At 33.6% G+C, this 26137-nt stretch carries 30 protein-coding genes; 8 read left to right on the top strand and 22 right to left on the bottom strand.

All coding sequences use genetic code 11. From position 1 onward, the window contains the following. Nucleotides 1–4 precede the first annotated feature (4 nt). Genes moaD through NSR03_RS01610 form a run of 4 tightly spaced genes read right to left on the bottom strand, consistent with a single transcriptional unit; the run spans nucleotide 5 to nucleotide 2431 of the window. A complete protein-coding gene (moaD, locus tag NSR03_RS01625) occupies nucleotides 5–238 on the bottom strand; it encodes a molybdopterin converting factor subunit 1 (protein WP_002506946.1) in 234 nt (77 codons plus the stop codon). Further along, nucleotides 235–687: a molybdenum cofactor biosynthesis protein MoaE gene (locus NSR03_RS01620; protein WP_002506945.1), complete on the bottom strand. Its 453-nt coding sequence runs from the start codon at nucleotides 685–687 to the stop codon at nucleotides 235–237. Before NSR03_RS01620 ends, moaD begins: the two co-directional genes overlap by 4 nt. Before the next feature lie 5 nt (nucleotides 688–692). Next, nucleotides 693–1175, bottom strand: coding sequence for a molybdopterin-guanine dinucleotide biosynthesis protein B (mobB, locus tag NSR03_RS01615; protein ID WP_002506944.1), 483 nt, complete (start codon nucleotides 1173–1175; stop codon nucleotides 693–695). After that, a complete protein-coding gene (locus NSR03_RS01610; RefSeq protein WP_069813223.1) occupies nucleotides 1172–2431 on the bottom strand; it encodes a molybdopterin molybdotransferase MoeA in 1260 nt (419 codons plus the stop codon). The genes mobB and NSR03_RS01610 overlap by 4 nt, the downstream gene beginning before the upstream one ends. 64 nt (nucleotides 2432–2495) lie before the next feature. Between NSR03_RS01610 and moaC the strand changes: the two genes are divergently transcribed. Next, on the top strand, nucleotides 2496–2981 hold the full coding sequence (moaC, locus tag NSR03_RS01605; protein WP_002506942.1) for a cyclic pyranopterin monophosphate synthase MoaC: 486 nt from the start codon (nucleotides 2496–2498) through the stop codon (nucleotides 2979–2981). Between the two features lie 193 nt (nucleotides 2982–3174). Here the strand turns inward: moaC and NSR03_RS01600 are convergent, their stop codons facing one another. Together NSR03_RS01600 and NSR03_RS01595 are read right to left on the bottom strand one after the other, a co-directional pair. Next, nucleotides 3175–3675, bottom strand: a complete 501-nt coding sequence (locus tag NSR03_RS01600) for a MogA/MoaB family molybdenum cofactor biosynthesis protein (RefSeq protein ID WP_021338413.1) — start codon at nucleotides 3673–3675, stop codon at nucleotides 3175–3177. 12 nt (nucleotides 3676–3687) lie between these two features. Beyond that, on the bottom strand, nucleotides 3688–4692 hold the full coding sequence (locus NSR03_RS01595) for a ThiF family adenylyltransferase (RefSeq protein ID WP_021338414.1): 1005 nt from the start codon (nucleotides 4690–4692) through the stop codon (nucleotides 3688–3690). A gap of 271 nt (nucleotides 4693–4963) precedes the next feature. Between NSR03_RS01595 and cudC the strand changes: the two genes are divergently transcribed. Continuing rightward, on the top strand, nucleotides 4964–5518 hold the full coding sequence (cudC, locus tag NSR03_RS01590; RefSeq protein WP_021338415.1) for a choline uptake/conversion transcriptional regulator CudC: 555 nt from the start codon (nucleotides 4964–4966) through the stop codon (nucleotides 5516–5518). A 135-nt stretch (nucleotides 5519–5653) separates the two neighbouring features. Here cudC and NSR03_RS01585 read toward each other — a convergent pair whose 3' ends face one another. The 7 genes from NSR03_RS01585 to NSR03_RS01555 all read right to left on the bottom strand — a co-directional run bounded on the left by NSR03_RS01585 (nucleotide 5654) and on the right by NSR03_RS01555 (nucleotide 12648). After that, nucleotides 5654–6211: an ATP-binding cassette domain-containing protein gene (locus NSR03_RS01585; protein ID WP_394802334.1), complete on the bottom strand. Its 558-nt coding sequence runs from the start codon at nucleotides 6209–6211 to the stop codon at nucleotides 5654–5656. A gap of 48 nt (nucleotides 6212–6259) precedes the next feature. Continuing rightward, nucleotides 6260–6931 carry a molybdate ABC transporter permease subunit gene (gene modB, locus NSR03_RS01580; RefSeq protein ID WP_021338417.1) on the bottom strand — a complete coding sequence of 224 codons (672 nt, stop codon included), beginning with the start codon at nucleotides 6929–6931 and terminating at the stop codon, nucleotides 6260–6262. 12 nt (nucleotides 6932–6943) lie between these two features. Beyond that, nucleotides 6944–7729, bottom strand: a complete 786-nt coding sequence (gene modA / locus NSR03_RS01575; protein ID WP_021338418.1) for a molybdate ABC transporter substrate-binding protein — start codon at nucleotides 7727–7729, stop codon at nucleotides 6944–6946. 117 nt (nucleotides 7730–7846) lie between these two features. Continuing rightward, on the bottom strand, nucleotides 7847–9337 hold the full coding sequence (gene galT, locus NSR03_RS01570) for a UDP-glucose--hexose-1-phosphate uridylyltransferase (protein ID WP_021338419.1): 1491 nt from the start codon (nucleotides 9335–9337) through the stop codon (nucleotides 7847–7849). A gap of 3 nt (nucleotides 9338–9340) precedes the next feature. Continuing rightward, nucleotides 9341–10342, bottom strand: a complete 1002-nt coding sequence (gene galE / locus NSR03_RS01565) for a UDP-glucose 4-epimerase GalE (protein WP_021338420.1) — start codon at nucleotides 10340–10342, stop codon at nucleotides 9341–9343. A gap of 35 nt (nucleotides 10343–10377) precedes the next feature. Beyond that, on the bottom strand, nucleotides 10378–11538 hold the full coding sequence (locus tag NSR03_RS01560) for a galactokinase (protein WP_069801818.1): 1161 nt from the start codon (nucleotides 11536–11538) through the stop codon (nucleotides 10378–10380). Between the two features lie 96 nt (nucleotides 11539–11634). After that, a complete protein-coding gene (locus tag NSR03_RS01555; RefSeq protein WP_021338422.1) occupies nucleotides 11635–12648 on the bottom strand; it encodes a LacI family DNA-binding transcriptional regulator in 1014 nt (337 codons plus the stop codon). 199 nt (nucleotides 12649–12847) lie between these two features. Between NSR03_RS01555 and fdhD the strand changes: the two genes are divergently transcribed. After that, the gene (fdhD, locus tag NSR03_RS01550) at nucleotides 12848–13654 is read left to right on the top strand and encodes a formate dehydrogenase accessory sulfurtransferase FdhD (protein ID WP_069813227.1); all 807 of its coding nucleotides are present in this window, start codon (nucleotides 12848–12850) and stop codon (nucleotides 13652–13654) included. 122 nt (nucleotides 13655–13776) lie between these two features. On the opposite strand, the gene NSR03_RS01545 is transcribed toward fdhD, so the two are convergent. The 4 genes from NSR03_RS01545 to NSR03_RS01530 all read right to left on the bottom strand — a co-directional run bounded on the left by NSR03_RS01545 (nucleotide 13777) and on the right by NSR03_RS01530 (nucleotide 17509). Beyond that, the gene (locus tag NSR03_RS01545; RefSeq protein WP_031265836.1) at nucleotides 13777–14523 is read right to left on the bottom strand and encodes a GNAT family N-acetyltransferase; all 747 of its coding nucleotides are present in this window, start codon (nucleotides 14521–14523) and stop codon (nucleotides 13777–13779) included. 37 nt (nucleotides 14524–14560) lie between these two features. Then, nucleotides 14561–15109, bottom strand: coding sequence for a biotin transporter BioY (locus NSR03_RS01540; RefSeq protein WP_002506929.1), 549 nt, complete (start codon nucleotides 15107–15109; stop codon nucleotides 14561–14563). Nucleotides 15110–15286: 177 nt separating this feature from the next. Continuing rightward, nucleotides 15287–16189: an ABC transporter substrate-binding protein gene (locus tag NSR03_RS01535; protein WP_002506928.1), complete on the bottom strand. Its 903-nt coding sequence runs from the start codon at nucleotides 16187–16189 to the stop codon at nucleotides 15287–15289. A 162-nt stretch (nucleotides 16190–16351) separates the two neighbouring features. Then, entirely contained in the window at nucleotides 16352–17509 is a 1158-nt protein-coding gene (locus NSR03_RS01530) for an acyl-CoA dehydrogenase family protein (RefSeq protein ID WP_031265837.1), read from the bottom strand. Nucleotides 17510–17653: 144 nt separating this feature from the next. Here NSR03_RS01530 and NSR03_RS01525 point away from each other — a divergent pair, with 144 nt between their 5' ends. From NSR03_RS01525 to NSR03_RS01510, 4 genes are read left to right on the top strand one after another with little or no spacing between them, the layout of a single operon-like run. Continuing rightward, on the top strand, nucleotides 17654–18400 hold the full coding sequence (locus NSR03_RS01525) for an amino acid ABC transporter ATP-binding protein (protein ID WP_069813229.1): 747 nt from the start codon (nucleotides 17654–17656) through the stop codon (nucleotides 18398–18400). Further along, nucleotides 18400–19254, top strand: coding sequence for an amino acid ABC transporter substrate-binding protein (locus NSR03_RS01520; RefSeq protein ID WP_069813231.1), 855 nt, complete (start codon nucleotides 18400–18402; stop codon nucleotides 19252–19254). Before NSR03_RS01525 ends, NSR03_RS01520 begins: the two co-directional genes overlap by 1 nt. Beyond that, entirely contained in the window at nucleotides 19254–19937 is a 684-nt protein-coding gene (locus NSR03_RS01515; protein ID WP_002506924.1) for an amino acid ABC transporter permease, read from the top strand. The genes NSR03_RS01520 and NSR03_RS01515 overlap by 1 nt, the downstream gene beginning before the upstream one ends. Nucleotides 19938–19951: 14 nt before the next feature. Then, on the top strand, nucleotides 19952–20650 hold the full coding sequence (locus NSR03_RS01510; RefSeq protein WP_002506923.1) for an amino acid ABC transporter permease: 699 nt from the start codon (nucleotides 19952–19954) through the stop codon (nucleotides 20648–20650). Nucleotides 20651–20721: 71 nt separating this feature from the next. Here the strand turns inward: NSR03_RS01510 and NSR03_RS01505 are convergent, their stop codons facing one another. The 4 genes from NSR03_RS01505 to NSR03_RS01490 form a co-directional block, all read right to left on the bottom strand. Then, the gene (locus NSR03_RS01505; protein ID WP_340719170.1) at nucleotides 20722–21801 is read right to left on the bottom strand and encodes a PTS sugar transporter subunit IIC; all 1080 of its coding nucleotides are present in this window, start codon (nucleotides 21799–21801) and stop codon (nucleotides 20722–20724) included. Nucleotides 21802–21986: 185 nt separating this feature from the next. After that, the gene (locus NSR03_RS01500; RefSeq protein ID WP_021338429.1) at nucleotides 21987–22334 is read right to left on the bottom strand and encodes a transcriptional regulator, SarA/Rot family; all 348 of its coding nucleotides are present in this window, start codon (nucleotides 22332–22334) and stop codon (nucleotides 21987–21989) included. A gap of 350 nt (nucleotides 22335–22684) precedes the next feature. Beyond that, entirely contained in the window at nucleotides 22685–23044 is a 360-nt protein-coding gene (locus NSR03_RS01495; RefSeq protein ID WP_002506919.1) for a hypothetical protein, read from the bottom strand. A 14-nt stretch (nucleotides 23045–23058) separates the two neighbouring features. Next, entirely contained in the window at nucleotides 23059–24111 is a 1053-nt protein-coding gene (locus NSR03_RS01490; protein ID WP_002506918.1) for an LLM class flavin-dependent oxidoreductase, read from the bottom strand. 497 nt (nucleotides 24112–24608) lie between these two features. On the opposite strand from NSR03_RS01490, the gene NSR03_RS01485 reads away from it, so the two are divergent. Then, complete coding sequence (locus NSR03_RS01485) at nucleotides 24609–25358, top strand: CHAP domain-containing protein (RefSeq protein ID WP_069813235.1); 750 nt, start codon at nucleotides 24609–24611, stop codon at nucleotides 25356–25358. Between the two features lie 186 nt (nucleotides 25359–25544). Here the strand turns inward: NSR03_RS01485 and NSR03_RS01480 are convergent, their stop codons facing one another. Then, nucleotides 25545–26042, bottom strand: a complete 498-nt coding sequence (locus NSR03_RS01480) for a hypothetical protein (protein ID WP_021338432.1) — start codon at nucleotides 26040–26042, stop codon at nucleotides 25545–25547. Nucleotides 26043–26137: the final 95 nt, after the last annotated feature.

Genomic DNA, 26137 nt, shown 5'->3' with positions numbered 1-26137 from the left:
TTCTTTACCCTCCGCTAACTGGTGGAATCAATGCGACAGTGTCATTAGGTTGGACAATGTCATCATTTTTCACAAATTCTTCATTTACTGCTATTTGAAATTTTTTATCACTAATACTAGGATAACGTTTAAATAAATCTGTAATAAATTCATCTACAGTAATATCATAACTTAAATCGATGTCTTCTGATTGTTTTGCTAATATTTCTTTTATCTCTGCAAAATAAAGTACTTTCATGATTGGCCTCCTTCAATCGCATCCTCATAGCTTCCATGTTGATGTCCTTGCCATTGTGCACCATCTTCCCATATTTCCTTTTTCCAAATAGGTACGATTTCTTTGATACGCTCAATTGCATATTCATTTGCTCTGTATGCATCTTTTCGATGTGGCGAAGATACACTAATAAGTACTGCAATATCTGAAATAGCTAACGGGCCAATTCTATGAACGATTGTCGTTTGTGTACCAGGCCATTGTTCTGAAATTTCATCACCTATTTGAGCTAACTTTTTTTCTGCCATAGGAATATAGGCTTCATACTCTAAATACTCTGTTTTAATTCCTTTTGTCCATTCCCTTACATGACCTGTAAAAACAACAACTGCACCTTGATGTTCATTCAGTACATAAGATCTATATTGCTCTGTCTGTATCGGCTCGCTTGTCACTTCAAATTGCTTCATTTAATTCATTCCTTTGATATTAAAAAAGATAATAACCATTGGTCATACTGACGTAAAGCCTCTGGTTTTGATATATTAATGGCATACTTAATATGTGTTAAATGATTTAGTGCATTTCGGTCGTTTTCATCACGATAAACTAACACTTTATCGTAACTTGCTTCTTTAAAACCCTCTACCAATATTACGTTACTGTCTATTGTAACAGATTCTTCTATGATTTCATCAAGCGTTTTGTTTTGTGTTCTGGTGACACTTTGTTGGTAAGCATTACCTTGAACAATACTTTGATCTGCACCTGCATAAAAGTGTTTCATATGGTCAACATGATTATTTTGTAATGTGATATCAGGGTGGTCCTCAGAGTTATGATGTCCATGATGTTTCACCGTTGCTACTGTGTGGTGATGTTCTTTTAATACCTGAATTGTATGTTCCATTAATGTGGTTTTCCCAGAGCTTTTCAATCCAACAATTTGTAAAATCATATAAAGCATTCCGTTTCATAAGCTTGTGATTCAGTTAATATTACATTTACCGTATAACCTTTTTTATATCCTCTTGTTCCACCTGGTAACATAATCATGGCATTACTATGTGCAATCGCTACAACTGCACCTGATTTGTTAAATCCTGAAGGAACTGCTGTCATTTCTTTGCCGTTAAAAGTGACCGTAGCACGAATAAATCTCGTAAATGGGTTTGCTTTTGTAAAATCTTCCATCAATGTAGCTTGCACGACTTGAGGATAAAGTGCATTTGCATGCATCATATGTTGAACTGCTGGCTTAACGTATAACTCAAAGCCTGTAAAGCATGCTGATGGATTTCCAGATAAACCAAATAGATACTTACCTTCTGCTACTGCTACTGTCGTCACACTTCCTGGACGCATAGCAATTTTATTAAAAAGGACTTCAGCATTTAATGCTTCGTGTATTTGTGGTAAATAATCAAAATCCCCAACTGATACACCGCCAGTAGTAATGACGATATCATGCTGTTGCATCGCTTCTGTAACCACTTGAATACTACTTTCTAAATCATCTTGTTGTATTTGATAACGTTTTACTTGTAAGTCTAATTTACTAGCCAATGCAGTAATCATTGGCCCATTAGAATTCCTTATTTTCCCAGGTTCTAAATCATCACTCACATCTAATAACTCACTTCCTGTAGCAATTACGGCTACGCTTGGTTTTTTAAAAACAGGAACTTGTGCATAGCCATATGTAGCTAATACTGCAATGGCACCAGGATTAATTTGTTGTCCTTTTTGTAAAATAACGTCACCTATTTGAGTTTCTTCACCTTTTAAAGAGACGTTCTCATTTGGTTTAAATGCTTTACGTAATGTGAAACTTTGTCCTTGTTCTACAGTTTGTTCTAACATGACGACTGCATCTGCACCTTCAGGCATCGCGGCACCTGTCATAATTCGAACTGCTTCAAACGCACCAACTTTTTTATCTGAAACAGCACCGGCACCAATATGGTCAATTACATTGAAAGTTAGACGGTGCGCACCACTTGCATTTGTTGTATCTTTACTTCTAATGGCAAAACCATCATAGGGTGATTTGTTAAAACGTGGAATTTCGTATGTAGCAATAATATCTTCAGCCAATATATGGTTTAAACTAGCATCTAGGGGCACTGTAGCCTCATCCATATAAATATTTTGACTCACAACGCGTTCAATGGCTTCACCTACTGGAATTGGATTTCTTTTCTCAACTGGCATCTAAATCTACTCCTTATATTAATTAATTTCGTGATATACTAGAAAACGATTAGGAGGGATATGTTTGTCTGAATTTACACATATTAATGAACAGGGCAATGCTAAAATGGTAGATGTTTCTGAAAAAAATATTACGAAACGTACTGCAATCGCACATTCAAGCATTACCGTAAACCCAGAAATCCATCAACAAATTGTTGATCATACAAATAAAAAAGGAAATGTTCTTAATACTGCACAAATTGCAGGTATTATGGCAGCTAAAAACACTGCTGATATTATTCCAATGTGTCATCCTTTACCACTAACAGGTATTGATGTTGAATTTCAGTGGCAGAAGAATACGCAATCTTTCACTTTGAATATCCAAGCAACTGTGTCTACTACTGGAAAAACAGGTGTCGAAATGGAAGCATTAACTGCTGCAACTGCTGTAGCACTTACTGTATATGATATGACAAAAGCTTTAGACAAAGGTATGGTTATTGGCGAAACTTATTTACTATCTAAATCAGGTGGTAAATCTGGTGATTTTGAACGAAAAGCATAGTTAATATTTACGCTCAACTCGAATAAAATCTCTAAGACATAAATACGTGTCTCAGCCTCAATAATTATTTTGGCAGTAGCCTATCTCATATATAAATACACGAGTGTGAAGCTCTTGTATTCTTTTTTCTAGTAAACCTTATGAGAGGGCGGGAAAGATATCAAATTTCGTATTTTGATTCTTCTCACCCTCTTTATTTAGTTATTTCTTTAACCAAATGATTTAATTCTGGTTTTATTAACTTCTCCAATGCTAATTTAACAGCTCCAGTAGATCCTGGAATACTAAAGATTAACTTTTCATTTACTGTCCCCGCGATTGCTCGAGACAATAATGCTCTCGTACCAACATCCTCAGCATAACTAAGATATCTAAACAGCTCTCCAAATCCTTCAATTTCTTTAGTGAAAAATGAAGATACTGCTTCTATAGTTACATCTCTTTGTGCAATACCAGTGCCACCTGTAGTAACAATCACATCGATGTCTTCACTTAACCATTGCTCAACTTGCATTTGAATCGCTTCTTGTTCATCTTTTACTATTTTATAATGTGACTTATCGATTGAAACATTTAATTCCGATAACAGCTCTATTACTAATTTACCACCCTTGTCTGTCTTATAATCTCTTGTATCAGAAACTGTCAATACTGCACATTTTATATCTTGATTTAACTTAACATTTGTATGCATTTTTACACTCCTTTAGCCAAATAGTTGGTTTATTAAAGTAATCGCTTGTTGAGGATTCGTCATACCATGTATCAGTAATCTGCCACCTTTAAAGCTAACAATGCGATAGCCATTATATTCAAAGTGAATCATATAAGGATTACGTCGATAGGCAATATTTTGCTGAGTTAAAAATGTTTCTAATATTTCCTGGGAAATATTAGGGTTTTCGTATTGCACTGTATCCCTACCACACAAACTAGCAAACTGTCGTTTCGTTTCATTTAAATGTGGATAAGTAGGTGCGCAACCACAAGTCTTGCAATCGCTCCGTTGTAGTTTACTAAATCCAAATGTAAAGTGTGTGCCTTCCCATAAATCTCCATAAGTTACTTTAGTCGAAACGTGTTGTTCTGTTAAAATTTTTAGCGCATCCCTCATCTGCAAACTTGTAGTCATCGTCACTGCAGGTTGAATTACACCTACCGTATCACATGTCATATTTATAGCTGGTAACTGTGGCACTAAGCAATTAAAACATGGCGTGTGTCCTGGAATAAAAGCAGCTTCTACATAAGTACTTTGGACTACCCCACCATAAATCCACGGTATGCCTTTTCGAAAAGCAAAATCATTAATTAACTGTCTCGTTTCAAAGTTATCTGTTGCATCTAATATAAGTTGAGCTGAACCAGCATTGTCATCTAAAAACTGACGATTTACATGTGCAATATAACTATGAATCTTCAAATCTTGTCTAATATCCAATAATTTTTGTTTAGCAGCAACAACTTTTGGCAAACCTTCCAACGCATCCGATTCACTAAATAACGTTTGTCTTTGAAGATTACTATATTCGATATAATCTCTGTCTACAATAGTTAATGTACCAACCCCTGCTCTAACTAAACTTTCAGCAAGATGCGTACCAAGTGCCCCCACGCCTACAATGAGCACGTGTGATTGCATGATTTTATCTTGTCCTTTAGGACCTATATGTTTAAATAACGTTTGTCTTGAATAGCGGTCTTTTGTCACTACAATAACCCTCTCTATACATCATTGTATCCATTATAAATCTTGCATGCGAGAGTAACAACGGTTTGCCATTAATATTACAAAAAGTAGTGAATTCCCTATGTATTTTTTTGATTCTGAGCACTAACAATGATTGGTATAACTAGAAATGTTAATGGTTTTATTAATACACTTAATATGCTCTAAATCATGCCGCACGTTACTTATAAAGCATATCCTTTAATTATATGTTCGTGTTACAATAAGTTAACTATTACATGGAGGTGAATCAATGGCACGTTCAAAAGACTATGAACAACTATTGGAGCAAGCAAAAGATATCGTCATCAATTCAATTGGAGAAACGATGGATCTTTATGGAGTCAATCGTAGTGTAGGTAATCTATATGGCACGATGGTTTTTGAACAAAGTAATATGACACTAGATGAAATGCGTTATGAATTACAAATGAGTAAGCCCAGCATGAGTGCAGGTGTTAAAAGACTGCAAGAATTTGATGGCGTAAAACAAGAGTTTGTTCGAGGAAGTAGAAAACAACACTTTACTGCTGAAAAAGACTTTTTTACGTTTTTTGGAAACTTCTTTTCACAAAAATGGAAACGTGAAATCAAATTGAATTCAGAAGCAATATACAAAGCTGAATCTTTATTGAATCCCATTATTCATTCTGAAACTGCTACACCTGAAATCATAGAAGAAGCACAAGAAATTTTAGAGCAAATAGAACATTCTAAACTCTATTATGCTTGGCTATCTACTCTAACAGATGCGCTCAATTCAGGAGAAATATTTGACTATTTTCCAATTCCGGAAAATAAATTATAATCGACACGTCAACACAATAAGACCCATCCATAAATACTAATAATGGATGGGTCTTATTTTTAATATCTTATAATTTCACAAGTACCTAATCACCTAGAATATATCTTGTGATTGTGGCATCTTATCGGCAATCACTCATTCAATATTAATCACTTCATGAGCCAGTGCCTCTGCTTCATAATTAGAATGTGTTACAAAAATAATTGGTATTTGCCACTCTTCAAATATGCGCTTTACTAACTGAATACTTTCATCTTTAGTCGTATCATCCAAGCTTGAAAATGGTTCGTCCAATAATATGAGATCTGGTCTAGTACTTAATGTTCTTGCTAATGCCACACGCTGGGATTCTCCACCCGACAGTCTCATTGGAAACTGTGGCTTTAAATGCGCAATGTTTAATTGATGCATCAAAGTCTCTATATGTTCAGAAGGTTGCGCCATAAAAATTATATTCTGATACACATCCATATTAGGAAACAATTGATAATCTTGAAATAAGTAGCCAATATTACGCTGTTGAATTTTCATATCTATATTGTTAGGCGTATCAGTTAAAATACGTTCATTAACTTCTATATATGCCTTATTTGCACTTTTCAATCCTGCTATAATATTTAAAATTGTTGTTTTACCAATACCGGAAGGACCTTTAACTGCATAAATTTTAGGTTCAATATCTTGTATGTTCATATGCAATTGCGTGTTTTTGAGCGCATGCTCTAAATGTAATTTCAACAATTAATCTACCTCCCGATAACGGTCTTTATTCAACACATTGATTGTGCCAATTACTGTAATCGCAAATGCGACAAGGACAATCACCCACAACCACGCTTGATTTTCTTTACCTTGTTCTACTAAAAAGTATATTTCTAAAGGTAACGTATTCGTTTTATTAGGTATGTAACCAGCAACCATCAGTGTCGCACCAAATTCCCCTATTGCTCGGGCAAAGCTCATCATAATTCCTGATAATATCGGACGCTTGGACAATGGTAAAATTAATTTGAAAAATATCTTGTTTTCACTTGCACCCATCGTTCGTGCAGTATTGAGCATTTTATTATCTATACTCCGAAACCCTTGAACAGTATGTTGATACATCAATGGAAAACTCACAATCACAGATGCAATAACTGCTCCAGTCAGCGTAAAAACTACTGGTAAATTTAATACATCTGTAAAAAATGCACCAACAAAACTTCTAGGTGAAAAGACAATTAATAAAATAAATCCCATAACAGTTGGTGGTAATACAATAGGTAAAATAATTATACTTTCTAAGATTCTAGCAATAAAACCATGTCGTTTATACAACCATCTTGAAACAACGATACCAATAAAAGTAACGATGATTGTACTAATAACAGCTACTTTGAGTGATATCCAAAATGGTGTAACATCTACCATTGCTAAAACCTCCTATGCTTCAAATTGATATTTTTCTAATATTTCTTTAGCTTGATCTGTCTTAAGAAAGTCAATCCATGCTTTAGCTAACTGCTTATCTGATGTTGTCGCTGCTTTATAAACAATGGGTTGCTTTAAATCAGCTGCATCGATTTCTTTAACATGACTCTCGCCATTTTGCTGGCTTTGATATAAGTCAGTTTTATACACATACCCTAATTGCGCATTACCTTTTTCAACATAGTTTAGTACTTGTCGCACATCTTTAGCAAATACTAAATTAGGTTTCACTTGTTCGTATAAACCGTTATCTTTTAAATATTGCTGAGCGTATTTCCCCGCTGGCACAGAATTAACCTCACCAATGGCTAATTTATCGCCTTCTTGTAGAGATTCAACCGATTTATAATTACTGTCCTTGGCACCAATAAGTACGAGTTTATTTTTAGCGTATTCATATGTATTTTGTGCTTTATCTTTATCTTGTAATGCATCAACGTCTTTCTTGTTTGCTGACATAAATACATCTACAGGTGCACCTTTTTCAATCTGTTGTCTTAATGAACCAGACCCACCATAATTAAATGTAACATTTGCATCTTTATGATCTGCTTCAAATGCTCGTTTCAATTCTTTAGTTGCGTCAGTCAGACTTGCTGCTGCTGAAATATGTAGTTCTTGTTTTTTTTCATTTCCATCAGAATTGCTATCGTTTTTGCTCTTACTGTTTCCATTTGAACACCCTGCTAATACTAGACATAGCGTCATAAACATTACGATTAAATATTTTATTTTCATATAAAACAACTCCTATCACTTATAATTATATTCTTATTCATAAAAAAACAAAAGACCTAAATGATAGTACTTAGGCCTTTTGTAAGCGTATATTTTTTATAATTGTGATGCACTGTTTTATAGTTGTTCAATAAAGCGTTTAAACGCGTGATGACCTTGTTCTGTATTCTTAAATACGCCAGCATCTTCTAATACACGTTTGAATTTAAATCCTACTTCTTTATCTACAACTTCATCGACATTATTTACATTAATATCATATGATTGTTTCATTTCTTCAGCCCATTGTTGATGTATTCCTAAATCTATTTGAGTTTTATCTAATAAATAATCTTTAACTTGTTGTAATTCTTGTTTTAGTCGCCCTGGTAATATAGCAGTTCCCATTACTTCAATTAGACCTATATTTTCTTTCTTAATATGTTGCACGTCTTTATGTGGATGGAAGATGCCATCAGGGAATTGTTCTGAAGTTTGATTGTCTCTTAAGACAATGTCTAATTCATATTGTTGTTCCCTATATCTTGCGATTGGTGTAATCGTATGATGACGTTCACCATTAATGCTAAATGCTTTAATATCCACACTATCATCCGAATATTGATTCCATTGTGTCATGACATAAGTAGCTGCTTCAATCAGTTGCTCTCTATTGTCGCCTTTCAAACGAATAACACTCATTGGCCAATTTAAAGTGCTAGCTTGAACTGATGGATAATTAGCAATAGTAAATTGATTTATTTCAGCAGCGTTATCCATCGGAAATACATGTCTTCCAGTTTGATAATGATTGTGCGATAAAATTGATCCACCCACAAGAGGTATATCCGCGTTAGACCCAATAAAATAATGAGGAAATTGATCTATAAAATCTAACAAATTAATGAAAGTATTTTTATTGATTTCCATAGGGACATGTTGTTTAGATAACACAATACTATGTTCAGCAAAATAGGCATATGGCGAAAATTGGAAGCCCCACTTTTCACCATTTAAATTTAAGCGAATGACGCGGTGATTTGTTCTTGCAGCTTGTAGCACTGAGCCTTTGAATCCTTCATTTTCTATGCATAATGCACATTTCGGATAAGCGGTAGCTGGTGCTTCTTTCGCTTTTGCAATTTGTTTTGCATCTTTTTCAGGTTTTGATAGATTAATCGTGACTTCAATATCTCCGTATTCAGTAGCAACATCATAATTAATATTATTCGCAATTGCATCTTCTTTGACATAGTGATTACGTTTAGCTATGTCATAAAAATAATCTGTAGCCGCTTCTGGTGACTCTTTATATGCTTCGTTAAACTTGCGGTCAATTACCGATGGGCGTGGTGTAATTAAGTCTAGAATTTGAGCTTCAACAATTTCTTTACTATATAATGCATCTTCAATACAATTTTCACTAACAGCTTGGCGAATCCAATATTGTGTAATTTCATTTGCTGTCGCATCTTTATTTAATTCAGACACTGCTGAATCATCAATACCTTTTGCATTTAAATTACGCAATAGCTGGTTTTGAATATAAATGCTATCTTCTTCTTCATAATCACCATACGAAATTGCTTGTGATACAAATTGTTGTACTAATTGTTGATTTAATAACATGCATTAACCCTCCACATTTTCTTGATATCCATTTGGATGTTGATGATGCCATTGCCACGCTGAATTAATAATATCGTTAATGTTATCGTGCTGTGGTTTCCAGCCAAGCACTTGTTGCGCCTTATCACTTGATGCGATTAATTTACTTGGATCACCTGCTCTTCTTTCTCCTACTACTGCTTCAATAGGTTCATTTGTTACTGTTCTTGCAGCTTCTAGAATTTCAAATACCGAATAACCTTGACTGCTTCCTAAATTAAATGCACCAGATGCTCCGCCGTTTTGTAAATGTTGATACGCCAAAATATGCGCATCTATTAAATCAACGACGTGAAGATAATCACGAATACATGACCCATCTTCTGTATCATAATTATCACCGAATATTGTTAAGTGTTCTCTTTGTCCAAGTGCGACTTCTAATACAATTGGTATAAGATGTGTCTCTGGACGGTGGTCTTCACCAATAGCGCCATTTTCTTTAGCACCTGCAACATTAAAATAACGCAGTGCTGCATAATTAACCCCGTATGCTTCATGACTCCAGTGCATCATTTTCTCCATCATCAATTTACTTTCACCATATGGACTTGTAGGTGTTTTAGAATCTTCCTCAGTAATAGGTACTGAATCTGGCTCACCATAAACTGCAGCTGTCGAAGAAAAAATAATATGTTCTACCTGATGGTCATACATGACTTCTAATAACACTTGTAATCCGTGCACATTATTATTGAAATAGGCTAACGGTTTTTCAACAGATTCACCAACTAATGAATAAGCACAAAAATGGAATACACCTTCGATGCTTTCGTTATTAAAGACATCATCTAAAAATGCTTTGTCTCGAATGTCTCCTTCATAAAACGTAGCTTCTTTATGCACAGCTGCTCTATGTCCTGTACCTAGATTATCTACTACAATAACGTTGTATCCTCTTGCAATTAACTGATCTACCGCATGACTTCCTATATAACCAGCGCCACCTAAAACTAAAACAGACATATACAAAATCCTTTCTCTATCCATTGATTAATAACTTATAATGATTTAACGCCATCACTTATACCCACATGATAAAATGACGGAGCGTAACCTATGCGCTCTATATATTGTTTAGAAACTTCATTTTCCAATTGTTTTACACTATCTTTATGCACTAAAGCAATTGCGCAACCTGCGAAGCCAGCACCAGTCATTCTAGCTCCCAACACGCCATCAACTTGCTGAGCTGTTTCTGCTAATGTATCTAATTCTATCCCTGTAACTTCATAATCTTCTTTTAATGATGTGTGAGATTCATTTAATAACTTTCCAAATTGATTAAAGTTATTTTCTGCTAACGCTCGATGTGCTTTTTTCGTGCGTTCATTCTCCGAAACTGCGTGTCTTGCACGACGACGCTTCACTTCATCCTCAATAAGATCTTGATGCTGTTCAAATTGTTCTAATGACAGCTCCCCTAATGATGCAATATCAAGTGCTTGTTGCAACGAAGCTAATGCCGACTCACATTGTGCTCTACGTTCATTATATTTACTTTCTGTAAGAGAACGTCGCTTGTTCGTATTCATAATTGATATGACATAATCTCCAAATTTCGCAGGTACATAATCAAATTCTAAAGTTGCAGTATCTAGTAATATTGCTTGTTCAGCTTTACCCATACCAATAATAAATTGATCCATAATACCTGAATTGACACCAATAAATTTATTTTCAACACGCTGTCCAATTTTTATAAGTGCTAAGCGTTCTAAATCTAAAGTAAACAACTGCTTAATGAGCCAGCCAGTTAATAATTCAATAGACGCTGACGATGACAAACTTGCCCCATTTGGAATATTTCCTTCAACTAAAATATTGAAACCATGATCTATGTCAGAGAATTGTTCACTTAAATATTTAACTACACCTTTAGGATAATTTGCCCAATCATGTGCCGTTTCGAATTCTAATTCATCTAACGTAAATGTAATCATACCAACCTCTTCAAAATTATTTGAATAAAGTTGAATAAGTTTATCATCTCGCTTTGTAGCTAGGCCATATGTACCCAACTCAATCGCAGCTGGAAAAACATACCCACCGTTGTAATCCGTATGTTCGCCTATTAAATTAATGCGTCCCGGAGCAAAAGCACTGACTTCAGCCTTAACGCCAAACAAAGTTTCAAACTTATCATGCATGGCTTGTAACATAATAACCCACTCCTCCTATATAAATCATTTCTTCTATAATGATATCCTTCTAGTAAACACAATTAAAGTTTACTTGTTTACTAAATGTTTTGTCAATTAAGATTGTCTTTTTGTTTTAAAAGTATTCCGCTCTTTAAGCTGTGCTTCTACTACGACGTGTATGGCAACGTGTCTCGTTTTATTAATGCGCTCTTCTGCCATTCGCACTGCAGTTCTACCAAATTCATCTACTGGTATGTGCACACTACTTATAGAAGGCACAGCATATTGTATGACTTCTAAATCATTAAAACTTATCAATTTAACATCTTTTGGAATTGCTATTTTTTCATATTGAATTTGTTGTAATATACCTATAGCAATCATATCGTTCCCTGCTATAAAAACTTCAGGTAACCGATGCGCATTTAACAATGTTTTTACAGCTTCTTCACCATTTTCTTTTTTCCAGCCATTAATCATAGTTATTTCGTTAATTTGATGTTCAGAACACCATTCTCTATATGCTTTATATCTAACATCTGTATGATTTGAAAACGGTGTACCGGCTAAATCTCTAATCATATGACTACCACCGATATACGCAATTTGAGTCATTCCTAATGACTTGATTTCATCCAATAAGTTGGTCATAGAATAGTGTAAATCTGAATAGACAGCATCTATTGATTTCGGTGTATTAGGATTGTTAATGACAACTATATTTTCATTATATTCACGTAGTGTGTTCAATGCTTCTGTAGAAAAATTACCTACTACGATAATTGCCCCTGCCTTGTCGACTTTATATAAATCTAGATTTTTATCGTTTCCATCGATTCTAATTGTGCGCTTCAAAGACAAATTCAAACGCTTAACTTCAGCTTCTATTGCTAAGCGTATCTCTCTATAATAAGGGTCTGACATTTCTTTAGCTCGAGATGCATAGGTAATGATTTGAATGCTTTTATTTTTTCTAGCTGATTTTTGATATTGTAGTTCGTTTGCAACACGATGAATCCTTTCTCTCGTATCTTTTGAAACTGACAATGTTGGATCATTATTTAATACGCGTGAAACAGTGCCAGGACTTACCTCTGCATCACGTGCAATATCTCGTATACTTGCCATATCGAAATTCACCTCTTTAATTGTTTACCATAAGTTTACTTGTATATATCCTTTTAATCAATCTTGACCATTTTAAAAATCATTATAAATATTACAATGTGTAAATTAAAAATCCTTTGTTATATTCATAAACTGAATCTTTTTTTTACATTGAAAAATGCGCTAAAATGGAAGAGTGAATATGAAACGGGGTGTACTCATGCATGAAGATATACTGACCAATCAACCCATAGTACGGTTTGAGAACGGTAAGTTAGTAGAAACAAAAGATCATTACGTTACTGAGTTTCCATTAACAATTATGGTAAATGGCAAAGAATTTGCGACTATAATTTGCAGCCCTAACCACTTAGAAGAGCTTGTCTTAGGTTTCCTAGCATCTGAAGGAGCTATTTTAAAAAATGATGACTTAAAATCTATCCAAATAGATGATAGCAAAGGGTTTGCTCATGTTGAATTGACCAAATCTCTCGGTGAACGTTTCGAATATTCAACAAAGCGCATGATTGCGTCTTGTTGTGGTAAAAGTCGAGAGTTTTATTTTCAAAATGACGCGGCAGTCGCAAAGACTTCTATGTCTAAAATTGTGTTAAATCCAACTCAAGTACTCAATATGATGACCCGTTTGCAAAGCGCCAGTAAAATTTTCAAACAAACTGGTGGCCTTCATAATGCTGCGATTAGTGATGGCGATACCTTCTTTGAGCATCGTCAAGATATTGGTCGTCATAATGCACTAGACAAATTATATGGTTATTGCATACAACGACATATACCTGTACGTAATAAAGTGTTGATATTTAGCGGTCGTATTTCATCAGAAATATTAATCAAAGCTGCGAAAATCGGTGTTGGCGTCATCTTATCGAAATCTGCTCCGACAACATTAGCAGTGACACTTGCTCAAGATTTAAACATTACTGCCATAGGATTTATTAGAGATGGTAATTTCAACATTTACAGTCATCCGGAACGCATAACACCTGTTGAAACTTCCGAATATTAATTTATAATCTAGACCTTTACAGAAATAAGATTTTAAATATAAAAAGGACGCATCCATTTGATACGGATGCGTCCTTTTTTTGAGCATGAGTATTTATGTCTCAGTCTCAATAATTATATTATTTAAATGTGTTTAGCATTTTCTTTTAAAATTTGATAACAGTAACTTATATATATGTAACCTTGTCGGATATACATTTCCTTAGCACTGTCTTCACCGTCAGCTATTAATATAATCGGTTTCGTATCAGCTACTTCCGCCACAAAAGTTTGCATCGTACTGCCAATGCCTTGTTTCTGATAACTTTCATCTACACCAAAACCATCAATTTCCACAGTACATTGTGAAATGATTAAATCCAAAATCCCTACTGGCACATCTGCTTTATATGCGATTACACGAGATTTACTATCTTTATTGAATTGATTGCGTATTACTTCAATACTTTCGTCTGCATACGCTTTGCCAAACGGTTCAGCAAATTGACGATAAATTGTAATATAATCTTCTAATGTTTGTTCAGTAACAAACATGACTTTAATTTGATCATTTTTATGTTTTTTTATATTCTGGGACTCAATTGCATAGAGTTCCATTAGTCCTAGTTCAAAATCATATGTTTGAATTTTATCTAACCATTGTTGATCTAAAAGTGTATTCTCAGGAAATGTAAATGCTAAATGATGAGATGCTTGCTTTTTATGCATATCTAATTGATTTTTCATATCTTGTTCCCAAGATATGATAGACGGCATTTGTTTATAATCCCATTTATTCACATCGTAGACTAAGGGTTCGTCAGGTGTCAGATAAATTGTCTTTAGTGTATCATCCACAAAAACATCACCTTGTTGAAATATATCTTTCATCGAAATCACCACGATTCAATCACCTGCCCTTATATATTTATTTTATTAATTGTTTAAAACGACTATGATTAAGCATAATATTACCTATCAAACTTGCAATAATTGCTTTAACTAAATCCGCAGGCATGAAGACAAGTGATAAAGTCACTGATTTTGAAATAGGTAAATTAGTCATAAGCCCCATAACAATTGTACCTACAATATCTAATAAAATAACACCAAAGATAATTGTTGTAACTAATAATACAGTAAAGTTTATTTTTTTGAAATACAAATCTCTTACTAAACCAATTAGATATGCAATGACTGGATACATGATTAAAAAGCCAGTAGAGGGTCCTGCGAATACACCTATACCACCACGTCCACCAGATAATAATGGCAAGCCAGTTGCTACAAGTAATAATAATACAATTACACTAAGCGCCCCGTACTTACGTCCAAGTAAAATTCCCGCTAAGAAAATACCAATATTTTGTAATACGATAGGTACTGGCATAATCGGCAATGGAATAGCTGGTACAAATCCTAATACACCAATAATTGCTGTCATTAAAGCAGTGTATACTAAATATTTTGTCGTCATAGTCAATCCTCCTAATGAAAAAAATTATACCATAAATGTTAACTATTAAAAATAAAAAGTTTACAATACTTTACATATAATAAAAAAACACAACTCAACGGTGTTAAGTCGTTGAATTGCGCTTTTTAAAGCTGATCATAGTATTAATCGTAATACTTATAAATTTAACTCGGTATATTAGTTATTTAAAAATTTCTCTTTTAAATCTTTTCTCATAAATTCTAAAGTATATGGGTCATTATACCAATAAGTTTCAGCTTGCACTTCAAGCACATTGTCATTTTGAACTGCTGGTAAGTTATTCCATAGATTAGTTTTGGCATAAGCTGGTGTTGATTTCCCTTTACTTGTCGAAACAATATAATCGCCAGCATAGTCTGCTATTTTTTCTTGTTTCACTTCAGCCCAACCTTCTTTTTCAACTAAATCATTTAATTTATCAGGCATTTTAAGGCCAAATGCTTGGTACAATACTTCTCCGCCACGACCCCAGTTTGGTCCATAACTATATAATTTCTTCTCGAATTCATCAAAAATTGAAACTGTTGCGTCTTCACCAATTTTATCTTTAATTTCTTTACCATCTTTTTTAGTTTGTGCTTTCCATTTGTCTTCCCATTCTTTTACTTCATCTTCTTTACCAAGTAACTTACCTAATTCCCTTTGTTGATCTAAATATTTATGTTTGCCGTAATCAAATACGACTGTTGGCGCAATCTTTTTATATTTTTTTATATTTTTGTCAGTAGAATATACAACGATTAGATCTGGTTTCGTTTTTGCTACTTTCTCAACATCATTCTCGCCAACTTTTTCAACATCTTTAAATTTATCTTTAAGGAGGCTACTACTATCGACTTGTTCATTTACCGCAACAATATTTCCACCAAGATATTTAATTCCACCAGCATATGTAGGAGCAACTACTGCTATACGTTTTGGATCTTTTGGTATATCTATCTTTTTCCCACTATCTAATTTATAAGACTTTGTTTCAGCTTTTGAGTCACTGTCCGAATTATTACCACATGCTGCTAAAATAAGCACTAAAGCAATTAACGGAAACAATAATTTTTTCATAAATTTTCCTCCATTGAAAATGATTATCACTACCAATCGATTATATAATGACTAAAGTAAATTTACAATAGTAATCATAAGTATCTTCAAATTTTTTTGGATAACAAAAAATACATGTAGACAATTTGTCTATATGTATTTTAACTGTTTGTTTATATATTTTTAAAAATGATCTAATACACTATGTGCAATATTCGTATACGCCATATCTTCCATCGGTGGATTGTGTAAACCTGCGCGCATATCTCTATAATAGCGTTGTAATGGTCTTTCCATTTGAAGACTTTTAGCACCAACAATTCGCATAGCTGTATCTATAACTTCTAACCCTTGGTTCATTACCAACACTTTACTTGCTGATGTTTCATTCCAAACCTTACTACCTGAAACCTCACGATTATATATCGCAGCAGTACTCCACAAGAAATGGCGTGCAGATAATAATTGAGCTTCCATCTTCCCAATATTTTGTTGCACAGTTGGTATATCACCAATTGTACCTTCAATACTATTTGGACTGTAATTTTTAGCAAAATCTACAGCATAGTCTCTTGCTGCTTGTGCAATACCAAGATACACACTTGGTATATGTAAAATCCAGCCATTCGGTTTCTTACCACCGGCGCCTCTTATTTCAACAAAGTTTTCTTGCGGGATGTGCACATCATTTAATAATAAATCATGACTTTCAGTTGCACGCATACCTATCATATTCCAATTATCTGCAATTTCTACACCAGGTGTATCTTTTTGTATTAAGAAAAAACCTACTTGATCGATGTCTTCATAATAAGCACTCACAACAAAATGTGTCAGCCCTTTACTCATTGAAGTAAACGTTTTTACTCCATTAACAACAAATCCATCATTTACTTTAACAGCGTTTGTCGCAGGTCTTCCGCCACGTGTTGGGCTACCAGTCTCAGCTTCACTAACTGCTCTATTTACTAACGCTCCATTTTTCACTGCTTCAGCAAAGCGATCTAACATAGTTGGTTCCCACATTTGTTGTTCATATAATTGGCCTACTACACTTAAATGCCATCCTATAGAAAGTGCAGTCGCACCATCAATAGATCCTAAATAGCTTTGTAATATAACCATATCTTCAACAGTTGCCCCTTCACCACCGTATGCTTTAGGTAAAGTAAGCAGTGTATATCCTTCTTTCACTAGCCATTCAATATTTTCATAAGGAAAGCGCGAATGGATATCATTATATTCCGCTTTCTCTTTAAATTGCGTTTTAACTGTATCTAGTTTTGCAATCCATTTTTCTTGAATATCCGTATGTATTAATGCGGAATAATTCACTTTCATCACCTCATCATTAACTTTATTACTATTTAAACTTAGTTTAACACTCGCCATTATTGAAAGAAAGCTTTTCAGCACCAAATCCCTACTTTACCGATAAGAATTAATATGATATTTTGTATTTATTGACATACTGGGGGAAATTGAATGATTACAGTTAAAAATATCATACATAAATACAACGAGAACACGATACTTAACGACGTTGGCTTTGCACAAGAACAGGGCACGGTTACTGCAATTATAGGGCCAAGTGGCTCCGGGAAAACAACTTTACTTAGAACGTTAAACGCACTCGCGCTTCCTAAATCTGGCACCATTGAAATCGGGGATGAAACATTTGATGCTGCACACCACACAAATAAAGATATTGCTAAATTACGTCAAAAATCAGCTATGGTGTTTCAAAATTACAATTTATTTAAAAACAAAACAATACTTGAAAATATCACTTTAGGTTTAATACATGGTCAAAATTACACTTCCAAACAAGCTAATGATATTGCTACATCTTATTTAGAGCGCGTGAATTTATTAACTCAAAAAGATAAATACCCTATTCAGCTATCTGGAGGTCAAAGCCAACGTGTAGGTATTGTTCGTGCACTTGCGCTCAATCCAAAAGTTCTTTTATTAGATGAACCTACTTCTGCTTTAGACCCTGAATCAATTCAAAGCGTCTTATCTCTGATTAGATCGATTGCTCAAGAAGGTATGACGATGGTACTCGTTACACATGAAATACAATTTGCAAAAGCAATTGCTGATCAAGTTATATTTATTGATGATGGGCAAATTATCCATCGTGGAACGCCACAAGAAGTATTGGAAGATTCAAAATCTGAGAGAATCCATCGCTTTTTAAACAGAGTTGAAACGGAGCGTGACATTTAATGACATTAAAAAGAAGTTTCACATTTTTATTAATGTTAATGATAGTTTCCGCACTAACAGCATGTGGTAATAATGATGCTTCAAATAGTAATTCTCAGAAAAAAGAAGTTAAAGTAGCACTTTCTGCTGAAGTTAATCCACCTTATTTATATACAAATAAAGATAATGAGTTTGTCGGCTTAGATATGGATTATATGAAATTAATAGAAAAGAAATTACCTCAATATGATTTTAAATATGAAGTCGGTGAAGAGGAATCGAATTTAGTTGGGATTGGTTCAGGCAAGTTTGATATGGGGATAAATTGGTTTTTCAAAACACTAGAACGTGAAAAACAGTTTCTCTATCAAGATGTGCCTTACAGTTATGCGCTACCTTTATTAGTAGTAAACAATGGCAACAATGACATACATAGTTTACAAGATTTATCGGGTAAAAAAATCACTCCTATGGCGCCAAGTGGTGGTTTATATTCTATACTCACGCAGTTTAATAAAGACCATAGTCCCAAAATTGACATCAATACAATACAAGAACCTTCAAATGGAGACAATTTAAAAATGGTCAGCCAAGGACGTCGTGATGCCATGTTTTTAAACTGGAACACATATAAAGCAATCCAAGAACAGATAAATGCCGACGTTAAAATAGGTGGTATTGTGAAGAAAGAACCATTGCATATCGTTTATAATAAAAAACACCAAAAACTTCACGATGACGTGGATCGCGCAACCCAAGAACTTAAAGATGAAGGCAAATTACAATCACTTTCAAAAAAATATTTTGATATAAATGTCTTTGATGATTTAAGTGAAATTAATGAGCAGAAAGATAAATTGGAGGTGACAAACTAATGGGATCAGTCAATTGGTTAGATTTGTTTGGACAAGTGTTACAACAATTACCTTTAACTTTATTGATGATAATTGTTTCTCTCTTTTTCGCAATCATACTTGGTTTTATTTTAGCAATGATTCGTATCAAAAAGACAAAAATACTCGCTCCTATTGTAAGAGTTTATCTTTCATTTATACGGAGTACACCATTATTATTACAACTCTTTTTAGTATATTTTGCATTACCTCAATTATTGTTACTTATTCATATAGATATTAACCATTTCAGTAGATTGTTTTTTGTTATCTTAGCATTCACTTTACATACAGGTGCATACCTTTCTGAAATTATCAGAGCAGGTTATCAATCCGTGGAATATAGTCAAATTGAAGCTGGATTAACAATTGGTTTATCTTATCCTAGAATTTTAAAAGATATTATTATACCTCAAGCTTTACGAAATAGCATACCAAATTTAACAACTCAAATCATAGAACTTGTCAAAGATACTTCATTAGCTTTCACCATTGGTATCATCGATATGATGGGACAAGTCAAACTAATCATTGGAAACAATTACGGACTCGGTATGCTAGAGGTTTATATCGTAATTTCAATCATATACTGGATTATTGCTCTAATTATTCAAGGTACCTTTACTTTAATTGATAAACGAACACAAAAACCATATAGTGTTTAAGGAGGAAAATCATTTTGTCATTCATTCTATATACTATAAGTGAAGTGCTTAAAGGCGTGCCAAATACAATTATTATTTCCATTGTAGCTATGTTCGTAGGTCTTATTATCGGGACGTTATTTGCGATTATTCGTATCAAACATGTACCTGTCTTATCTCAACTTATAATCGTGTATAATTCGTTTTTTAGAAGTACACCATTAATCGTTCAATTGTTCATACTATATTATGGAATACCTTCATTTATACTTTTTTTAAATGATCAGTTCACTTTGACAATCAATCCTGACATATTCTCACCTTTAGCGATTGCCTTTATCGTCTTTTCTTTTCATGCCGTAGCGTATCTTTCTGAATCAATTAAAGGCGGTCTTCAATCCGTAGATCAAAATCAAATTGAAGCTGCGCAAACTGTCGGACTATCAAAATTCAGCATTTATAAAGAAATTGTATTACCACAAGCTTTTGCTTATGCATTGCCTAACATAGAAAATCAATTCATTATGCTAATCAAAGGTACTTCCCTAGCATTCGCTGTTCAAGTAACTGAAATTATGGCAGTCAGTCGTGTTATTGCAAATGAAGGTTATCGTTTTATTCCTGTTTATACAGTAGCAGCTATATTTTACTGGTTGTTAGCAATAATATTAGAGTTCGTCTTTGCGAAAATGGAACGTAATACGACGCGTTACTTAAGAGCAAATGCTTCTTAGATAACGATATCAAACAAAAAACTGTTTCTGAAATGTTATTTCAGAAACAGTTTTTTTGTAATTTATTATATTTAAGCTAAACTTTCCATGCATTCCGCTTTAAGTTTATAATATTGTTTTACTTTTTTCGGCATTGTGCCATGTTGTAATTCATCTTTAGTAACTATAGGATAGTTTTTAAAAACAACTGAGCCTATATAACCACAAAGTGCACTTCCTGATGCACACATTAGTGCCACAATTATTACAGTTAATGCATTATTAAATCCAAACATAACCATAAGCCCAGCAATTGGTGTAGCTGTACCTGTCGCATCATTTACTAAACCAAACATAGAGATAATTACACCTGAGAGCGCACCACCTACAAAGTTTGTTAAATATACTGGTACTGGATTTGCTGTCACAATGTCAGCTTGAGATAAAGGCTCTATTGCAACTGAAATCGTTGTTTTACGATCTCCAAACTTCATACGCTTAAATAATACAATATTCATAAATGATGAACCAAATACTGCTAAAGCACCGATAGCCATTGGTGTACCAGTTAATCCTAATAATGCTGTTAATGCCATTGAGCTTAACGGTGCAGTAGCAACAACAGTAATAATACCACCAAGTACAATGCCCATTAAAATAGGACTTGAAGTCGTAGATTCTTTAATGATATTTCCAATTTGTAATAACGTCGCATCTACTAATGGTGTTGTACCAATAGCAATTAAACGTGTAATAGGCGCGATGACAATAATCGCTGCAATTAAATCAAGCCCATCTGGTAACTTTTGTTCCATCCATTTCATACCGAAACTCGCAATATAAGCTGCAACAAAGCCAGGTAAAAGATCCATGCTTCCACATGAAACAGCAATTACAAATGCATAAACTGGAGATACACCCATAGCTAATGCTACGAGTCCTGCAGCTGCAACACCGCCAAGTCCTCCAGCTGCATCACCTAAATCTCCTAAGAATGGAATACCAAACAAGTCTCCACCTACATATTTATGAAAAGCTTCTACTAGAAATGAAGCAATAGCTGCGTTAGCAAGGGACCCCATGGCCTTGCCTCCATTTGGTGCTTTACTCGTGAACAATGTAAACAAAGCTAAAACAATCCCTAAAAATATGATCCCGATTAATAAATTCATAAAAACACCTTTCCAAACCGTTTTGTATGCGCTTTCATTAGACAAATATTAGTATAGCACATTTAATTTGGTTCTCAAATCATATTTTCGTACAATATATAACTATAATTATAAAATTACATTATTCAGAATATTCAAACGATTTAGACTTACGCACAACCTTATTATCATCAAGCTTTCACACATTAAAACTGTTCTTGTAAGTTCTCAATAAGTTCATTAATTTTATCACGTTGTGCTTGATTTATATATACTACTACAGTTCTTTCATCTATATTGCTTCTTTTTTTATTTAAAAAATCCATTTTTATAAGCTTTTGTAAAGCCTTTGTTAAATAGTATGGTTTCAATTCTGAGTATTGAGCAATTTCTTTTGCAGTGACGTCATTCTCTTTACTATTATACAGATAATTTAATATCAGTACCTCTTCGTAATTTAGTTTATAGTTCTTTTTCGTTGTTTTAAAAAATTTCCTACCTTGTTGATAAGTTGCAATAAGTTCATTTAGTGACTTGAAATTTTGTTCATTCACAAAACCACTCCTTTTGTTATATCTTGATGTTAGTAATTTAATTTTATCCTATTTAACGCCTTTAATTCAATATGCTTAACTATGAAAAATATGAACAATTCCTACCCTTTTTTTAATCTTTTATTTTTATTTTTAAATTTTAGTGGTTCATTCACCCTTTTTATTACTAAAAAAAGACATAGGTGTAAAAATTTCAATTATCAAATATCTCTATTTAAAATAATGCATTTTGATATTTTAAATGAGCTATATCAATTCATACAAAAATGCACAGCAAGTGTTAGACTATTATCCAACATTTGCTGTGCATTTAAACGATTGCTATTTTAAATGATTGAGTTCTATCATTATTATTTTTTCTTAAGATCAACTGTATCTATGAAGCTTAATGCTGCTAAACTTGTTAAATCTAATGCATGTTTAGCACCTGCTTTACCATGTCCTGCTTCAAAGTGTTTAAATGCTGCTACACCTAAAACTGAAATTGTTATAAGTGATGCAATACGTGATAATCTTTTACTTGCAAAGCTTAAAACGAAAAATACAGCACTTAATGCTTCAAGTGCTCCTGCCAATGGCATTGCATTCGATGGCAAATTAAACACTTCAACAAAAGATTCTTTCATTGATTGATCACCTTTAAGTTTAGGTTTTGATGCATCATATAATTCCTTAGCTAATTTTAAATTTGTTAAATAACGTAATATCATTATAAACGCTCCTTTTATTTGTTTTCAAAATATTTATCTACAATAGGTTTTACTCGCTCTGCTAACAATTTAATTGTATTGATTGTTTTATCATGTGGCATAGAACCTACAGGTGTATGCAGCATAAAACGAGTAAGGCCTAGTGCTTCAATTGTTTCAATTATCTTTTGTGCAACGGTTTCCGGACTTCCAACATACAAAGCGCCATGTGGACCTGCTTCACGATCGAAGCTGTTTTCATCATATGGTGGCCAACCCCGTTCTTTGGCTAATATATCATGACTCGCTTTTACCGATGGGAAAAACTCACGTTTTGCCAACTCATCTGTTTCAGCAATGTAACCCCACGAATGCGTTGCTATAGGCAATTCATTTATATTATGTCCGTAAGATCTAGCAATAGATTTGTACATATCAATGTTTCTTCTAAATCTTTTTGGATCACCGCCAATTATAGCATAAGTTATAGGTAATCCTAATGCTCCTGCTTTCAATGAAGATTCTGGCGTTCCTCCAGTTGCAATCGTAATTGGTAAAGGCCCATGCTCCGCCTTAGGATAAACACTTAAATTTTCAATAGAAGGTCTTAACTCCCCTTCCCAATTTACAATTTTCTCTTTATTAATGGTCATTAATAAATCTATTTTTTCATTAAAGAGTTGTTCATAGTCTTTTAAATCATAGCCAAATAATGGAAATGATTCAATAAATGAACCTCTTCCTACCATTATTTCTGCACGTCCATTAGAAACTGCATTTAATGTAGAGAAACGTTCATAAACTCGAACAGGATCATCAGAAGATAATACTGTTACTGCACTACTTAACTTTATATGCGTTGTATTACGAGCTGCTGCTGCTAACACTGTAACGGGATCAGATACTGCATAATCTGCTCGATGATGTTCTCCCAAACCATATACATCTAAACCATATTGGTCAGCTGTTTCTATTTCTTCTATTATATTTCTAATTCTTTGTCCATTACTTATAGCTGCTTGTCGTCCATTTTCCATATGAATATCAATATTATCTGCAAATGATGTCAAACCAAGTTCTATTTTCAAATAATCACCTCACAAACTAAGTATAATTTTTATACTTCTATATTAAATACTTCATTAGAACATGTCAATTTCAATGCTCTAATTCTTTTCTTTCCTATTAGAACAGCATTTAATTTACATTAACCTTAATTCAATACTTTTCATATAGTCTTTATTTAAAGTGTTTTTTCAAATATTTAAATAACTAAATTCTCTCATATTTTATTGTTTGTAATTTTCTGTTATTTTACAGCTTTGTAATAAACTGAAGTGCAATTATACACTGTAAATTTTGTAAAGGTTATATTAACGGCATTTTAAGCCTAAAATGCCTCTCTTCCTTTTGTTACATTACGCACTTCATTATTAGAACTAAATTACAAAACGATAACAAACCCCACAAACAGAGTTTTTTCTGATAAAGTAATTCTTGTCGTTAAAACAGCGAAAAAAATTATAAAAAATGTCTTTATGAGACTGGGATAAATGATTTACAATTATTAGGAGGAAATTTAACAATGAAAAAAATCGCTACAGCTACTATCGCTACTGCAGGAATCGCTACTTTTGCTTTTGCACAAAATGATGCAGACGCTTCAGAAAATAACAATGGTGGGTATAACCCAAATGATCCAACATCATACAGCTATTCATATACAATAGATCAACAAGGTGACTATAATTACACTTGGCAAGGTAACTGGAACCCAAGCAATGCTGACCAAGGTCACAACAACAATGCTCAAAGCAATAACAGTGGTTATAGCTACAATCAAAATGGTTCTACAGCTACTAACAGTAACTCAAACCAATCATATACAACAAATAACCAAGGTACTGGTGGAAGCGGAGCTGTTTCAACTTCTACTTCAAATAGTAATGTTCAAGTAACAACTACTAGCGCACCATCAAGTTCATCAAACTCAATGGCTAACACTTCAGGTTCATCAAGCAACCTTTATACTTCAGGTCAATGTACATATTATGTATTTGATAAAGTTGGCGGTAAAATTGGTTCTACTTGGGGTAACGCAAACAACTGGGCAAGCGCTGCAGCTGCATCAGGTTACACTGTAAACAACTCACCTTCTCAAGGTTCAATCTTACAATCATCAACTGGCGCAATGGGTCACGTTGCTTATGTTGAAAATGTAAACAGCGACGGTTCAGTTAACGTTTCTGAAATGAACTACGGCCAAGGTGCTGGCGTTGTTACTTCACGTACAATCTCAGCTAGCCAAGCTTCATCTTACAACTATATTCACTAATAAATGTTTTAAATAAAAAAGACAATCCATGAGGATTGTCTTTTTTTGCTATTTTTTCTTAAAGTTCTTCACTTTAGTGATTATTCAGCTATAGTATTAAATGGAAAAAGGGGCCAAGATAGAATTCAAAATTTGATTTCTATCTTGGCCCCTTTTATGTTTCAGTCTTCTAAAGTCTTATACTTATTAAAACCAATACGCTATCGCTATCCAATATATAAAGGCCATCAAATAAAGTAATGGAAAACTTTCTGAAGCTTTACCTTTAATCCGTGTATATAACACACATACACCTATTATGAGTAAAATAACTGAAAAAATAAGTCTTACAATAAACATTGTTTGCAATGAAATTATTGACGTCGCTGCCAACGGTAAAATCGCTACTACGATTGTTAATATAACAATAATAATCGTGTAGTAAATTGTATCGCTACTCTTATTTCGATGAGAATTAATCCAAAATATAATGAGTCCAAATATCGTAGTTAGTAAAATTTCATGTATTATCGTTGAACTATTTAACAATTCGGTCCTATAAAGTAATATCGCTACAATATACAATACAAAACCGATTGAAAAATAGATTATAGAAGGAGTCTTTACTTTTTTATCTACATTGAAATATTGATGAATTCCTGATGCCAATAGTAATATCGCTACAATTATCACTAGATATAACATAGAATCACCTCATCCATAGTTATATATAACCGAATTATATATTTTTAAACTTATAATTCATTATTTATATTAAGAATTATAAGTTTTTCTCTTTC

The sequence above is a fragment of the Staphylococcus sp. FSL W8-1207 genome (assembly GCF_038003745.1).
In the GTDB taxonomy this organism is placed as follows: domain Bacteria; phylum Bacillota; class Bacilli; order Staphylococcales; family Staphylococcaceae; genus Staphylococcus; species Staphylococcus equorum.
The sequence above is the reverse complement of the archived record's forward strand: the minus strand, read 5'-3'. Positions and strand labels throughout refer to the sequence as shown.